The organism is Vibrio sp. 10N.286.52.F8, assembly GCF_041468745.1.
Lineage (GTDB): Bacteria > Pseudomonadota > Gammaproteobacteria > Enterobacterales > Vibrionaceae > Vibrio > Vibrio crassostreae_C.
The window spans coordinates 82,059-97,196 of the sequence record NZ_JBFRJF010000036.1 but is presented as its reverse complement, the minus strand read 5'-3'; the positions used below and the strand labels follow the sequence as shown (position 1 = coordinate 97,196).

At 46.1% G+C, this 15,138-nt stretch carries 15 protein-coding genes and 1 pseudogene; 1 reads left to right on the top strand and 15 read right to left on the bottom strand.

What is annotated here, in order from left to right; genetic code table 11:
• Positions 1–201: 201 nt before the first annotated feature.
• The 15 genes and pseudogenes from AB4133_RS17385 to phhA all read right to left on the bottom strand — a co-directional run bounded on the left by AB4133_RS17385 (position 202) and on the right by phhA (position 12,852).
• On the bottom strand, positions 202–1,050 hold the full coding sequence (locus AB4133_RS17385; protein WP_372225145.1) for a LytR/AlgR family response regulator transcription factor: 849 nt from the start codon (positions 1,048–1,050) through the stop codon (positions 202–204).
• 71 nt (positions 1,051–1,121) lie between these two features.
• Entirely contained in the window at positions 1,122–2,156 is a 1,035-nt protein-coding gene (locus AB4133_RS17380) for a sensor histidine kinase (protein WP_372174223.1), read from the bottom strand.
• Positions 2,156–3,448 (bottom strand): hypothetical protein, encoded by a 1,293-nt coding sequence (locus tag AB4133_RS17375; protein WP_017066909.1) that lies wholly within the window; start codon positions 3,446–3,448, stop codon positions 2,156–2,158. Before AB4133_RS17375 ends, AB4133_RS17380 begins: the two co-directional genes overlap by 1 nt.
• 9 nt (positions 3,449–3,457) lie before the next feature.
• Positions 3,458–4,240, bottom strand: a complete 783-nt coding sequence (locus tag AB4133_RS17370; RefSeq protein ID WP_017065102.1) for an outer membrane lipoprotein-sorting protein — start codon at positions 4,238–4,240, stop codon at positions 3,458–3,460.
• A complete protein-coding gene (locus AB4133_RS17365; protein ID WP_017061256.1) occupies positions 4,233–5,531 on the bottom strand; it encodes an ABC transporter permease in 1,299 nt (432 codons plus the stop codon). Before AB4133_RS17365 ends, AB4133_RS17370 begins: the two co-directional genes overlap by 8 nt.
• Complete coding sequence (locus AB4133_RS17360; protein WP_017061255.1) at positions 5,519–6,217, bottom strand: ABC transporter ATP-binding protein; 699 nt, start codon at positions 6,215–6,217, stop codon at positions 5,519–5,521. The genes AB4133_RS17365 and AB4133_RS17360 overlap by 13 nt, the downstream gene beginning before the upstream one ends.
• Positions 6,218–6,262: 45 nt before the next feature.
• The gene (locus tag AB4133_RS17355; RefSeq protein WP_372225141.1) at positions 6,263–6,943 is read right to left on the bottom strand and encodes a hypothetical protein; all 681 of its coding nucleotides are present in this window, start codon (positions 6,941–6,943) and stop codon (positions 6,263–6,265) included.
• A 448-nt stretch (positions 6,944–7,391) separates the two neighbouring features.
• Positions 7,392–8,267, bottom strand: a complete 876-nt coding sequence (locus tag AB4133_RS17350) for an NAD(P)-dependent oxidoreductase (protein ID WP_102428112.1) — start codon at positions 8,265–8,267, stop codon at positions 7,392–7,394.
• A 12-nt stretch (positions 8,268–8,279) separates the two neighbouring features.
• Positions 8,280–8,444: pseudogene (locus AB4133_RS17345) on the bottom strand (LysR family transcriptional regulator); the annotation flags it as partial.
• A 161-nt stretch (positions 8,445–8,605) separates the two neighbouring features.
• On the bottom strand, positions 8,606–9,322 hold the full coding sequence (locus AB4133_RS17340; protein WP_017057670.1) for a YebC/PmpR family DNA-binding transcriptional regulator: 717 nt from the start codon (positions 9,320–9,322) through the stop codon (positions 8,606–8,608).
• Positions 9,323–9,418: 96 nt separating this feature from the next.
• Complete coding sequence (locus AB4133_RS17335) at positions 9,419–9,628, bottom strand: DUF3283 family protein (protein ID WP_004732615.1); 210 nt, start codon at positions 9,626–9,628, stop codon at positions 9,419–9,421.
• A 217-nt stretch (positions 9,629–9,845) separates the two neighbouring features.
• A complete protein-coding gene (locus AB4133_RS17330; RefSeq protein WP_017066729.1) occupies positions 9,846–10,352 on the bottom strand; it encodes a hypothetical protein in 507 nt (168 codons plus the stop codon).
• 135 nt (positions 10,353–10,487) lie between these two features.
• Positions 10,488–11,588, bottom strand: a complete 1,101-nt coding sequence (locus AB4133_RS17325; RefSeq protein WP_372225138.1) for a Fic family protein — start codon at positions 11,586–11,588, stop codon at positions 10,488–10,490.
• Between the two features lie 141 nt (positions 11,589–11,729).
• Entirely contained in the window at positions 11,730–12,068 is a 339-nt protein-coding gene (locus AB4133_RS17320; RefSeq protein WP_048610196.1) for a 4a-hydroxytetrahydrobiopterin dehydratase, read from the bottom strand.
• A complete protein-coding gene (gene phhA, locus AB4133_RS17315) occupies positions 12,058–12,852 on the bottom strand; it encodes a phenylalanine 4-monooxygenase (RefSeq protein WP_017061247.1) in 795 nt (264 codons plus the stop codon). Before phhA ends, AB4133_RS17320 begins: the two co-directional genes overlap by 11 nt.
• Before the next feature lie 199 nt (positions 12,853–13,051).
• Between phhA and AB4133_RS17310 the strand changes: the two genes are divergently transcribed.
• Positions 13,052–15,106 carry an acetoacetate--CoA ligase gene (locus tag AB4133_RS17310; protein ID WP_372225136.1) on the top strand — a complete coding sequence of 685 codons (2,055 nt, stop codon included), beginning with the start codon at positions 13,052–13,054 and terminating at the stop codon, positions 15,104–15,106.
• Positions 15,107–15,138 lie beyond the last annotated feature (32 nt).

Here is a 15,138-nt window from a genome sequence, read left to right as displayed (position 1 = left end):
TGAGCTAACGATTATTATTTAATATTGAACCTGATGAGTATCTTTGTGATCTGGATCTTTATTTTATAAATCACCAATCGTTATGTAAGATCGCTGTGCTCATTTAAATAGGCATTTAGATAAGAGCCTATTAAATCGATTTTAGACTCGCTAACTACATCTATTTAAAATCAATAAGCTACATAAATTTCAGCCAGTTCTCTACATACCCTTAAACAACGCTTGTGAGGCGCGGCTGATGGGTAGTTTTTCACCTGACACATACGCCGACATCTTGCCAGAGAGTCCTTTCTTCACCTTATCGATAGCAGACACTTTCACCACCACTGAACGGTGGATTTGCCAAAACTCATCAGGATTGAGTTGCGCTATCAACTCTTTTAGTGACACGCGAAGAATATACTCCTCTAGCGATCCCCCTTGACCCTTCTTAAATATAGACACGTACTTGTCTTCTGCTTTGAAGTAAGCGACATCATCGACAGCGATTAGGTGAATGTCTTCCCCTACACTGGCTTTGAGCCATGTGAGATACTTTTTCTCCGATAGATAAGGAGGCTGCGTTTGCTGTGACGTCGACTGGGATAGTTGTTGAAGCTGAGCCATTAACGCCGTGATATCGGGCTGTTCTGGCGTGGTACCTGTTTGTGTTTGATTGCTCGACAGACGCGCTTGCACTTTCTGACATGTGGCCAGTAAACGCTCTTCATTGATTGGCTTAAGCAGGTAGTCCATCGCATTGTGATCAAAAGCTTTGACCGCGTATTCGTCATAAGCCGTAATGAATACAATCAATGGCGGCGAATCTAGCTTGTTCAATTGTTTCGCGAGCGAGATGCCATCTAGCTCTGGCATTCGAATATCAAGAAAGACCACATCAGGCTCGAGCTGCTGAATACTCTGCATCGCCTCTAGCCCATTTTGTGCCTTCCTGACGATCTCGAGTTCCGGCCAAACCTCAGCAAGGCTCTTGTCTAAGTGGTGCCTTAACAGTGCTTCATCGTCTGCGATAATCGCCGTTACACTCGGCTGTATTGCTGGGTTGTTCATGGTTAGTCCTTTAAATTCACACTGTAAATCGTCTGTTTTTGTCTCTTTTCTGTGCTTTTTGGTCTGTAATTCTAGGCAGCTGCGTCAGTCAGCGGTAACAAGATCGTCGAGACTACCCCGCCTTCAGCGTGTTCAGTAATCGTTAGGCTCGCCTTATCACCAAAAAGAGTTTCGATTCTTTGACGAATATTGCTTAATCCAACACCGTGACCCGCCTTAGCAGAAGGCGTTTTCAGCCCTGCGCCATTATCTGACACTTCAATTTTTAGCTGCTGTGCTTGTTGAACTATACGGATATTCACTTGGCCACCAGCGGCTTTGGGCTCGATGCCGTGCGTGAGTGCATTCTCGACCAAAGGTTGAATCAAGAACGGTGGAATCACCTGCAAATCGCTAATCTCGTGTATTTCAATCGAGAACGTTAAGCGCTCACCCAAGCGTATCTTTTGGATATTAAGATAAGCGTCTAACAAGTCGACCTCTTGTGCGATGGTCGATTGCTCGGTGCGGCTGTTTTTCAGAGTTACACGTAATAAGTCAGTCAGTTTTTCGAGCATCAACTTGGCTTTCGCGCTGTCACTCTCAATCAATACATTGATGGTCGCAAGCGTGTTGAACAAGAAGTGCGGTTCAATTTGGCTTTGCAGTTGTTTAAGCTGGCTTAGCACCACCACCTTTTCTTGGTCGGCCTGACGACGCTTGGCCACTTCCAATTCGTTATCGGCACGTAACTGCTGCTCCCGAGTATAGAAATAGTAATAGCAAACCGAACAGAAGATCACACCGAGCAAGACTACAGATTTAAGGTCCGAGATATTAGCCCCGAAATACCCGTTCAACCAATAGTGTGCGTTCAAGGTACCAAAGGTCATCGCGATCACCATTGAGATACCCACCTCAAGCGTTCGAGATGTCCTCTTAAACAACTTCACCAAGATGAAAGAAGAACCCACGGCGCTGTAGCCAAAGCCAAAACTGATTGCCAGGTTAACCGTTAATCCGCCGCCCCAAATCGTATGGGTTGTAATCGCAATAAGAACACAAAATAGCGTGGTGAACGCGAAACTCTTAATCCATGAAAATCGACTGTTTGAAGAAGTGTCCATTAAAATCGTCCTTTGATATTTAAGAGAATCATATGACTATCGGGTAAACTGGCGTAAGCAGAATCACTTTTACCACCTAGAAAGCGTGCAGCAAGTTCCAAATCCAACGATGAATTGCCATTATCTAAAGCCTGATAATTGAGCCACTGAGTCGCAATAAAACCGCCATCTTGAGGAGACAACATGACATCGAATGTTGGCGTGATATCTTCAAGCCAGCCATGTGTCGAATCCAGAGACCAATGAAACATGATGTTGTGTTGAACCAAATTGGCGTGCTGATAGCCTTGCGCATAAGAACCTACCAACGAAGATGTCATCGGATTAACCGACAAAGACTCTGCACTTTCTATCGCGCTTTGCCACTCAGAATGACTCCAAGCACGGCTATCAAACCAGTATTCCAGCACCACATTATGGCCCGTGTCATTGGCCCATGTTAATCCTGCTAACGCTTGATAAGCCTCGCCCTGCTCTTCAAGATAAACCGGTTTAAGCATTGAATCCGGCTGACTGTAGCCAAGGCTTTGTCGCTGATAAACCACCGAGCCATGAAACTCCCAAGCGAGATTCAACACCGACACTAAACTCGCCCCAAGTAAGCCATGGCGTACATCGTCGTAATAAGCGACCCACTGATATTCGTGGTCGCCAACCAGATTGTAACGACGTATCCCAAAGCCTTGTTGCTGATTCTGCTTTTCGAATTCATTTACGTCTTGGGAAGTCCATGACGAATCGCTGTAAAGCAGTGTCCATTCGCCCGTCATATCGAACAGTGACGCTGAAGCCACACCGGCGCCCTCTTCTGCGACAATGCCAACAGGGTTTTGTCGGTAAGGCTTGATAATGTCTAACGGTCGGTAGCCATAACCAACACCCCAATCTAGGCGAACCTTACCGAGTGTCACATCAAGGTAGTGATCACCGAACGCTGAATTAGACAGTTCAACACCACCTTGCCAAAACAGCTCGCGCGCAATGAATTCCGATTCAAAGCTCGCGTCTTGGTCTTGAGGAGTATTAGTCAAAATATCATTGGCTTTCACGGCAAACAGGCCAAGCCAATTGCCATATCCAACTTCAAGATCCAACAAACCATTGAGTGACTGACGATTATCAGATGCAAAAGGGCTAAATGGCGACTCTCGCGATTCAACGGCTTCAGCACTCAGTTGCCAGTCCCACGCTAGGCTCAGATCGTCCGCTTGAGTCGTGTTACTCACACAAGACAATGCAAGAAAGCTAGCGATTAAAGGCTTAATGTGGAATCGACGACTAGAAGCTTTCATGGCACCCACCTAAAGCCCAGACACGCTATTACGTGATAAGTAAGCAGGGTTGTAGTATTTGTCCGCTAAAGCTTGTTCGCTTACCTCGCGGTACTCAATCACGGTTTTCTTACTTGGTTGAATCTTATCGAGCAAAGTCATCGAAACTACACTTGGCAAGCCATCTCGCACGCCTTCAGTAAACCAAGCTTGCTTGGCTAACTTACCTGAACGCAGATACAGATCCGCTTTAACAGGAAACGCTCGGTCTGCCGTTAACCACAGATCAATCGATTGATAGCTGGCACCCTTGGTTTTCGCCGTTAGCTTTAGATGATAAGTATCGAGTGTCTCGCCAGTCGACCTCTCAACCTGTTGCTCGGCAACCCACTTACCTTGGTAATCTTCGCTCCAAGTGAGCGTCGAAATGTCCCCTACCGAAGCTTCACCCAAGAGTTTCTGCATTGGTGTGATTCGGATAGGTCGGCGCGATTTCGGCATCAGTAACCAATAGTTGTCCTCTATCATCAGCATCTTTTGACCCGCCTCGACCGCCGACTTGAACACGACCAGCGACTCTCGGTTTGGTCTTGTGTAGACGTTGTATTCGCGGGTTTTGTCTAGTTGCTCGTCTTGATATAGCGCGACCAGAGATACCACTTTTGATGCCTGTTCGCTGTTCAAACGGTAGCTGTCTGCCTTAGCAATCATCTCGGTAACTTGCTGTGAATCGACTGCCCAGCTTGGTGTCGATGCTAGAACCAAAACCAATACAGAACCTAAAACAGTGAGTGAACGAGTAAATTTATACATAAACCAGCGCCTCCGTGATTGGCTTATTCACGCCTTTGCGAGCAGAAAAATAAGCAGCTAGCAAACATATCGTCAACACACCTAAAGTGGCGTAACCAACTAATTCCAATGAGAAGTAAATGTTGAGTGGGTAACCCTCGGTTCTGCCGGGAGGTGGTGGCATTTGGATATCCACCACCAGCAATAACACCGACACGAAGCCACTCACTAACGCGCCGATCGCGCTGCCAATCACAGCCAACAATCCCGCCTCTTTTAAGAAACCTGCGACGATTTCAGACGGGTAACTGCCTAGTGCCGACAAGGTGCCAATTTCACGAGTACGCTCGGTCACCGACATGGTCATGGTGTTAAACAACGACACAAACACTACCAATGCCATCACCGCGCCCATGATGCCGAAGATACGGTCGTAAAGATCTTTCACCTTGGTGTAGAAAAACGCGCGATCTTGCCACGGGGTGATCTCGATCTCTGTGCCTTGATCGCTTTGGCTCGCACTATTTCGATCTAAAGCTGTTTGGATACGCTGTTGAACGGTCGAGGTCTTGCTTGTCTCAAATAAGAACACCGACAAGGTACTGACTTTGTCTGAAGCCAAAAGCTCTTGAGCGGTGGTGATATGAACGTAAAGCTGACGCTTATCCAGCTCAGGCACTCCTGTCGAGTAAATACCCTGCACCTTAAAATCAAAAGCGTTCAATGCGCCGTCACTGGTAGTCGCGAGCAGTGTCACCCAATCACCAACCGCAACTTTGAGGTTGCGAGCAAGGTCAGTTCCCAGCATCACTTGTGGCTCTTGGCTGTCGTATCTGGGAGATTTCACATCTGAGAGAGTTTGACCACTGCGCACATCAAGGAATGGACCTTTCATGTCGAACTCACGCTCATTAACACCCGTTCCCATAAAGATGGTCGACTTGCTGCCGTTAGAAACCAAGCCGCTAAAATAGACCCTAGGCTGCACACCACGCACGTCGCTGTCGCCAATAATGCTCTTGGTTAGGGCTTGAACATTGTCTAGACCATTGCTCAGCGGCATGTCTTCATCTTGCTCAAAATATCCCGGCGTACTCAAAGTAAGATGACCAGTATCGCGCGCGGTCGATTCACGCAGAGATTCATAGGTATAAAGCCCATAACCTCCAGCCGAGGTCAGCGCAAATACGGCAATTGCGATGATCAATACCGAAAGCAGACTACGGCGACCGTTTCTCAATAAATTAAGCCACGCCAAACGCACCGAGGTAGGAAGCAAAAAAGTGCTCATTCTTTGTGTTAACTTGCCCATGAGATTGCCTCCATTGCTGTGGCTTGTAGTGCCAGTTGACCATCGATAAGTTCAATGACTCGGTCACAACGCTGCGCCATTCTTGGGTCATGCGTTGCGACAATAAAGGTGGTGCCCATTTCATGGCCGAGCTCTTTCATAATGTCGATCACAAGGTTGGCGGTGTGACTGTCTAAGCTAGCGGTCGGCTCATCGGCAATGACTAAGCTTGGGTTGTGGATTAGCGCTCTGGCTATCGCGACACGTTGCTGCTGGCCGCCTGAAAGATTGTCTGGGCGATGATGTACATATTCGCCTAGCCCAACACGCTCCAACATCTCTTGTGCTCTGGTCTGCTGTTCTTGTTTCGAACATTGGTTCAACATCAATGGGTAGGCCACGTTCTCAAGTGCCGTCATCACTGGAACCAGATTGAAGCGCTGAAATACAAAACCCAGTGACCCGCGACGAAAACGCGCAGCGGCAATTTGCTCAGTCGGATACGCTTTACCATCAATGTTTATCTCGCCTTGATAGTCCATATCCAACAAACCAAGAATGTTCAACAGCGTGCTTTTCCCTGACCCAGAAGGGCCACACAACGCCACCATTTCACCGCGTTGGATGTGTCCATCGACCCCGCTTAATGCATCAACACGTTGACCGCCAGTCACATACGCTTTGCCGATACCTTTAAATTCAATCATTTCATTGTCCTCTGATTACCCATCATTCTTTAGCGTTCGCTGCTGTTACTTTGCTTTCGCTATTAGGGCCTTCGCAGTCATAGTTTCGATATTGCCAGCATCGGCGGTTTCCATTTGTTCTAGCCACACCTGTGCTTGCTCGAAGTCTTCAGCACGAATCGAAGCGGTAATTGCGTAGCGATAAATCCATGAAGTTGCAGAGAAGTGCTGTTGCTGAAAGTCCTCTTCAGTGAGTAACGAAAGGAACAGGTCATAACCGCGATCAAAGTGATTAAACATGTCTGGTAGAGAGGTGTAAGTCACCGCAGCCATAGCGCGAGTTAGGTACGAATCTGGTAGCCCTTGAACACGAGGTTGCTCATGAATCGGTTGGTCTTCGTCTTTAAGCAGAACCAGTGATTTATCGATGGTCGATAAACCCTTTTCCACATACTTCATCTTATTCCAAGGTAAGAACGCATCACGCCCCATTAAGGTTTCTGTGCTTCCTAAGTAGACCAAGGTCAGTGGCGTCGCACCGTCTTGTTGCAGCATGTCATTCAGGCGCTCGTAAGCCACCTCAACCAAATCTTCATTGCCTTGCGCCGCTTGGTTGTAAATATCAAGCACGTCTGAACTCGGGTTCGCTAAAGCTAACGACGGAGCAAACGAAACAAGCGCAATCAGTAATGAACGCTTAAACAAAGAAGTGGTAGAGCCTGAATTTAATGAGTGTGAAGTAGTCATGATTTCTAATCCCTTTCAAATGTTGACGTTGAAAGGTTAACTAGAATTTGTCGTGCAGTTTTACCAATGCGACGAATGGTAATTATAAGGAGTGAATGGTTGAGAGGCGGTGTGAGTGGGGTCTCAACCTTATAGGAACTAGACGAACACTATTCGCATAATTAGCCATAGTTACCTCCCCCTCAATCTGGGTTCATCAATATCTCTAGATCTTTAGCAGAGGGGGAGAACTTTCTTTAGCACTGAACATATATCGACACTTTTAACGATCGATGTTCTATTCCTCCCCTCTCCACGATCAGCAAGGGATCTACATATGAATCAAGGGGAGGCTAGGAGGGGATTTATTTTGGATTAACGCACTCGGCAGAGCTCAAACCAAAAAAATAGCCGCTAATCCGCGGCTATTTTTAGTTATCTAAACGAAGTTCCTATTACTTCGATCTTTCTACTTCTTTGTCTCTTCAACCACGGCTTTCATCAATACTGATGTATCCATGCGGCCTTGTCCTTCGGCAGACAGTGCCTTGTAGGCGTTGTTGGTCTTTTCAGTCAGTGGAAGCTGGATGCCTTGGCGCTCAGCTTCATCTAGACAGAAACCTAAGTCTTTGATCATCCAATCAATTGCAAAGCCAAAATCGAACTTGTCTTGTGCCATTGTGGTAGCACGGTTTTCCATCTGCCATGAGCCAGCAGCGCCGTTTTTAAGGCAATCAACCAGAGTTGGGATATCCAAACCTGATTTTTCAGCAAGCACTAAGCCTTCAGATAAGCCATTCAACACTCCTGCAATGCAGATCTGGTTAACCATTTTCGCGCGTTGGCCTTGGCCGACTTTACCCATAAGAACTGACGACTTACCGTAAGCTTCGAACACAGGTTGAAGGTCGTTGAAAAGCGCTTGTTCGCCACCACACATGATGGTTAGCACGCCATTTTCTGCGCCCGCTTGGCCACCAGATACAGGTGCATCCATAAAGCGAATACCGGCTTGCTTCGCTGCCACTTCAAGCTCTTCAGACAGAACTGCAGACGTTGTAGTGTGATCGACAAGAATCGCGTTTGGCTTCATCGCTGCCAATGCGCCTGTTTCGCTGGTTGTCATGCTGCGTACGTCGTCATCGTTACCCACACAAACCAATACCACGTCAGCTTCCGCTACACACTCAGCCACAGATTCAGCCGCTTTACCTTGGTGTTTATCAGCCCAGCCTAGCGCTTTGCTGTGAGTGCGGTTAAATACCGTTACTTCAAAACCGGCTTTGACTAGATGGCCTGCCATTGGGAAACCCATAACGCCTAGCCCGATAAAACTTACTTTCATTTCTTTCTCCTTTTATTTGACCAAACCATCGCTATGAAAAGATCGAACACTCTCAATCAATGCATCAATAAGCAGGGTCAAAGCCTTTGGCTGATATTTTCTTTCTTTGTACACTAAATACGCTTGGCGATCACCCCGATGATACTCAGGGAGTACTTAAATCAGATTCATGTCGGGATAAGACGAACAATATAATGAAGTTCAGCGATAAATCGCGACCAGAGAACGCTTTGTCAGCCGTACATTATGGAACGATGATCAAGGAAAATCAGGTATAACGTTCATAAAAAAACCGAGCACTAGGCTCGGTTTTTTAATAACTGTTGTTACTGTAAAGATTACAGCTCAGCGTTGTGGTAAACCTGCTGAACGTCATCACAGTCGTCAAGCATGTCTAAGAACTTCTGGAACTTCTCAGAATCTTCTTCCGCTACCGGCGTCGTAGTTTGAGGAACGAAAGTGATTTCCTCAACGTCTAGCGTTAGCTCTGGGAACGCAGTGTTTAGTGCAGTCTTCGTTTTGAAGAACTCAGTCGTTGGAGCGAATACAGTGATAACACCGTCTTCTAGCTCAACGTCAGTCACGTCTACGTCTTCCATCATTAGCGTTTCTAGGATGATCTCGTCGTCTTCGCCTTTAAACTGGAATACAGCTTGGTGAGCGAACATGTGAGAAACAGTACCTTCAACACCGATTTTCGCACCAGTCTTAACGAAACATTGGCGAACGTCTTGGAAAGTACGGTTGCCGTTGTCAGTTAGACAGTCAACGATTACGCTTGTGCCACCTGGGCCAAAACCTTCGTAACGAGCTGGTTGGAAGTCTTCACCGCCGCCGCCGTTCGCTTTATCGATCGCTTTGTCGATAACGTGAGCTGGTACTTGGTCTTTCTTCGCTTTAGCAATCAGGTGCTTAAGAGGTAGGTTCATGTCTGGGTCAGAGCTGCCGTTCTTAGCCAGTACGTAAATCTCTTTACCGTATTTAGAATAAACTTTAATTTTTGCGCCTGCAGTTTTCGCCATTGAGGCCTTGCGCACTTCAAAACTTCTTCCCATCGGGATCTTCTCTCTGATTCAATTAACGGTGCAAATTCTAGCAAATTACTGTGTCATTTCAATTCTACAGCACTGCTGGGCAAGGTTTGTCTGCGTTTATGCGACACCCATTACCCGTTTGTATTTTTCTACAGACTGATCAAACCAAGCCTTTTCTTCTGGGTCACCTAGCTTCATTGCTTCTTCAACAATGGCTTCAGGGCCACATTTCGCTTGCTTCAGTTTCCATACAAGAAACGATGCTTGCTTATCCAGTTCGATTTTATTTTTCTCGCTGGGTGGAAGGAGTGAAAGGTTGATAGACATTGCTAGCCTTCGTCTGTAATACACTTGGCCGAGAAATATATCATAGAGCAGCCTCATAAAACCAATACTATGAGTAACCGAAAGGGTTTATGAGACAAGAAACTAAGCAAGTCACTGATGCAGGTCAAGCTAGTTTGGGAAAGTGCGTTTGGTGAAGAGCAACTAAAAAGTGAAAAGCAGAGTTTTGAAAGTTAGCTTACTAAACAACAAAAAGGCGTTAAGGATCGATCGATAATGATTGATAGAATAAAATTGGACCCTTAGATATCTTCTGATTTAGTTCAATAGCTCTTTTTATATCTAACCGCTTTCCATAAGCTAGCACTTCTCTTGTAGCCTCAACATACCCTTCTAATAACTCTAACGATGCTTCCATTCCGAGAATATGGAGATTCATTCTAGCCTTACGCAAAGTTAGATTACTATTGAATGAATTTAGGTAAGCTGTTTTCAAAGAGCCGTCATCGACTTGATCTCTTAGATAATTCGCTAATGTAGTCGTATAAATCGCCATTAAATGCTCAAATTCTGCTACATCATTTGCAGTTTTCATTAACAGATCATTCCGCAGCTTTTGAGCGTCTTTCTTTTCGTCATTGTCGTTATTCAACTTTGTTAAAAGATAAGTTGATGCTGCACCAACTAAACCACCACATAATGTCCCTAATACAGGAAACCCAGACTTAACTATATCGTTATATAATTGTATTTCTTCATTTGTCATTGTATTTGCACATTTTAATAGTAGTAAAAAGAAGGAGCGAGATTTAACCTATAAGTTGGCTCGTTTAACAACCTTCTGTGGCTAAAGAACTGCCAACATTCTCAGCACCTTTAAGTATATAAATTGAAGTGAGCCCTATTCCGGCAACAGATAGCGCGTGCTTCTACCACCAGAACCAGATTTAACTAAGCAGCCATGCTCAATCAAAGCGTTCAAATGACGTGTTGCTGTGGCACTACTCACCTTTGCTACTTTCTGATATTGGCTGGCATTGATACCTTCTGAAAAATCACCATCGAGCATCCTATTCAGCACTTTTACTTGCTCTGCTGTAAGCTTGGTTTGGTCGATGCTGCGCCAATAGTTGGTCTTATATACAGTTTGGTCGACCTCAGCGAAAACCCCTGTAAACGTCTCGTCTAACGTATCTAAGAACCACATCAACCATTCGCTAATATCGAGTCCCCCTTTCTGGGTTCGCTCCAATATCTCGTAGTAATGCTTGCGGTTAGCGAGAATTCCCACCGACATCGCATAGAAGCGTACCGACTGCTGCTCGGCCTGTGCTAACGCCAAGTCGGTCAACAATCGAGTAATACGACCATTACCATCATCTAACGGGTGTAAGGTGATAAACCAAAGGTGAGTGATTGCGGCTCGCAATAGAGGATCGAGTGTGGCGTCGGTAAGTGAATCATTAAACCATTTGATAAATGTATCTAGCTCAGCATCAAGAATGTCTCGGCTAGGCGCTTCAAAGTGCACGGTTGGGCGGTCAATTCTTCCTGATACCACTTGCATCGGAGCGTCACCTCGTAGCTGACCTCCAACTACAGGGTTAAACATGGTGTAGCCTTGAGGAAACAGTCTATCGTGCCAATGTAAGATCCTATCAAGCGCTAGTGGCTCTGTTAGGTTCTGCACCGCATCCAACATAATTTCAGCTAAACCATCGGTTTGTTCTGTCGTAGGAAAAGGTCGCTCTTCACTCACGCCAAGTTTGTTGGCTAAAGAAGAACGAACAGAGAAGGCATTCAGCTTTTCTCCCTCAATCGCACTGGAATGGACTATGTTCGCTAATAAGGTGTCGAGCATGGTTTGGGATTGATCTGCCGACTGTGAGGTAATCTTGCCCAATAGAATGCCCTGATTAAGCCGTACTTCTCTTAACCTCACGCCTATTTTCTGATTATCCCAAACAAAGTTTGGCCAATTATCTTGCTGCCAAATCCACATATTACACCCCATGATGCGAAAGTATCACTTATTCAACTCATACTATGAGCTGTTTAAGGCAATTATTCAACTCACCTAATGAGCCGAATAATGAGTTAATCGCATCACAGAGGTTGCAAGAGTAACTTCTAACCTACAAAACTATTCACTCACCGCGAACACATCGCAGCGTGAGGCGCAGATGAAATCATTCTTATGCAAGCCTTTGATTGAGTGGCTCCACCAAGTGACGGTGACTTTGCCCCACTCCAATAAGATCGAAGGATGATGGAACTCTTCTTCTGCCAATTCTGACACTTTATTGCTGAATGCCCATGCTTGTTTGTAGTTCTTAAACTTGAACACCTTCTCAAGCTGCGGGATGCCGTCTCTTTCGATGATCTGCCAATCAGACAACTCCAACAGTAAAGATTGTTGTTCATCTTTATTGAGAGCAATCGCGTCGATACTGCAGGCTTCGCATTTTTGTTCATTCAACATGTGTTGGTTCCTTGGGTTCAAAAAGTGGTGGTAGTAACCCCGCGTCGATGGCGAGATCAGCTTGCTGTAATAGGTTTTTCTGACTGATTTTAAAGAGCTCAGATAGCTCGTCGATCACGTAATATTTCGGCTGCATGATGTCGATTCGATAAGGGGTTCTTAACACCGTTTGCAGATCGAACCGCTCACGAACCGCCAAATCACCGCCCAATGCGTACATGGTTTCCGCCGGAGAAGAGAGAATGCCACCGCCATAAATTTTCAATTGTTGGCCTTCTTTTACTAAACCGAACTCGACCGTAAACCAATACAAACGGGCCAGATAAGCACGCTGTTTGGATGTAGCGGCTTGGCCTAGTTTTCCATAATGCTCAGTGAATGCTGCGAAATCAGCATTAGTGAGCATGGCACAGTGGCCGAAAATTTCATGAAAGAAATCAGGTTCTTGTAAGTAATCGAACTCGTCTCGCGTTCTCAGAAATGTCGCAACTGGGAATTTCTTGTTGGCGAGCAAATCAAAGAATCGGTCGAAATCGATCAATGCAGGCACAGGCTGAACTTGCCAACCGGTTGTTTCCATTAGCACTTTATTTATCTCTGGCAACTGAGGAACTCTGTCCAATGGCAGATCCAGCAAGGTCAGACCGTGCAAATAGGCATCGCAAGCGCGGTCACTAATGACGTCCAGTTGCCTTTTCACCAAGTCGTGCCAAATGGCATCTTCTTCGAGGCTCCACTCAACCCATCCCTCTTGGCTCACGGGCTTAGAATGATATTGAGTCATTACACACCTCCTTTCGAATGTCTCACTTTAAGCCTATCTCCACTCCTTATAAGCGCCAATTTGCGCGATTTTTCGAAACAAGCGATCGTGTAATATTTTATTTACACAATTCCACCAAGCGCTTATTTTGCTGAACTTTTGACTTTGTAAAACCTAAATACCAGACTGAAAACGTTAACTTTTTGTTAAAGGTAAAGGAATGCACGAAAGCAATAAGCCCATTTGGCAGCCAAGCGAGCAGCGTATCGCCAATGCCAACTTAACCCGATTCATCGATAGCCTTGAACAGTCTTGGTTAAACCTAGATAGGGACGTAAAAAACTATGCCGAACTCCACCAATGGTCTGTAGTTCAGCCGGAATCGTTTTGGCAAAACGTGTGGCAGTTTTGTGGAGTAGTCGGCTCACAAGACTCTATTAACAAGGCAGAAAGCGAGACCATCAAAGCTCAAGGTGGGAGCCGCTGGCAGCAGCCTAAATCGAACCGTGATGCGGTTTGGTTTCCCAATGCACAAGTAAACTACGCCGAGAACTTGCTGCGTTTGGCACACACCATGCCTGATGAGCTTGCGATTTGGTTTGAGAATGAACGTGGCGAACAACAGAGTTATACATGGGAAACCCTGTGTGAAGCTGTCTCTAGTGTTCAGCAATGGCTTGTCGATAGCGGAGTGAAACAAGGTGATATAGTTGCTGCGTATACTCCCTATCTGCCACAAACCGTGATAGCCATGCTAGCCGCCACCAGCTTAGGCGCGATTTGGACATCGACCTCGCCTGATTTTGGAGTAGAGAGTGTGATTGAGCGATTCGGACAGGTGAAACCTAAGGTGCTGTTCACCTGTGACGGTTACACCTTCAATGGCAAAACGTTCGATATGGCGGGCAAGAACCGTGAAATCATCGAACACTTAAACGAATTAAAACAGGTGTGTGAGATCGGTTATTTGAAACCGAGTAATGACTTAGAGAAGAGCGATTTAGAGAAGAACGAATTAAAGAAAAACAAAGTTAAACATGATGTGTCGATTCTAAGCTGGCACAGCATCATTAATCACTATCAGACAAAACCTCTTCGATTTACTCGTGTCGGCTTCAATGAACCGTTGTTTGTACTCTACTCTTCCGGCACCACAGGCAAACCCAAATGTATAGTGCATTCTGTCGGTGGCACTACCATCAACCACCTAAAAGAGCATCAGCTTCATTGCGATATTAAACCAAGAGATCGCGTGTTCTACTACACCACTTGTGGTTGGATGATGTGGAACTGGCACGTATCTGCGCTCGCCAGCGGTGCTTGTTTGGTTATCTTTGATGGTAGCCCGGTTTACCCGCAACCTAACGTTCTATGGGATTTAGCGCAGCGTGCTGACGTATCGACATTTGGCACCTCAGCCAAGTACATAGAAGCGATTGAGAAAGCCGAACTCTCACCAATCGACAGCCACTCTCTGCCTCAATTAAGAACACTGTGCTCGACGGGTTCTGTGCTTTACCCAGAGCAGTTCGATTACGTTTACAAGCACATCAAGCAAGACCTGCATTTAGCGTCGATTTCTGGCGGCACGGATATTTGTGGCTGCTTTGTTTTGGGTAACCCAATCTCGCCTGTATATCGCGGTGAGTGCCAACAGGCCGGGCTCGGCGTCGACATCAAGGTGTTCAATTCGTCTGGTCAAAAGGTCGATCACGAACGTGGCGAATTAGTATGCACCAACTCCCTACCCAACTTCCCCGCTGGCTTTTGGAATGACACCGGAGAGCGCTATCACAGCACCTATTGGGATAGGTTCGACAATGTGTGGCATCATGGTGATGAAGTCGCACAGAGCGAACATGGCGGCTACCTGTTCTACGGGCGAGGCGACACCACACTCAACCCCGGTGGCGTGCGAATTGGTACGGCCGAAATCTATCAGCAAGTGAACACCATTGACGGCATCATCGATTCGATAGCAGTCGGTAAAAACATCGACCGCAATGAACAGGTATGGCTGTTTGTTCAGCTGCAGCAAGGTGTGAGTTTAGATGAAAAGTTACTGACAGCCATCAAAAGCAAACTCAAATCCTCTTGTTCGCCGAGACACGTGCCAAGCCAGATATTTGCGATCAGCGATGTGCCAAAAACACGATCTGGCAAACTGGTGGAGCTGGCGGTGAAACAGGTGATCAATGGCAAGAGTGTAGAAAACCTCGGGGCTATCGCTAACGCCGAGGTTTTGGAAGAGATAAAGAGTGTTGTTTCGCTTTAATAGTTAGAACAGAACTATGAGATAAAGGGCCA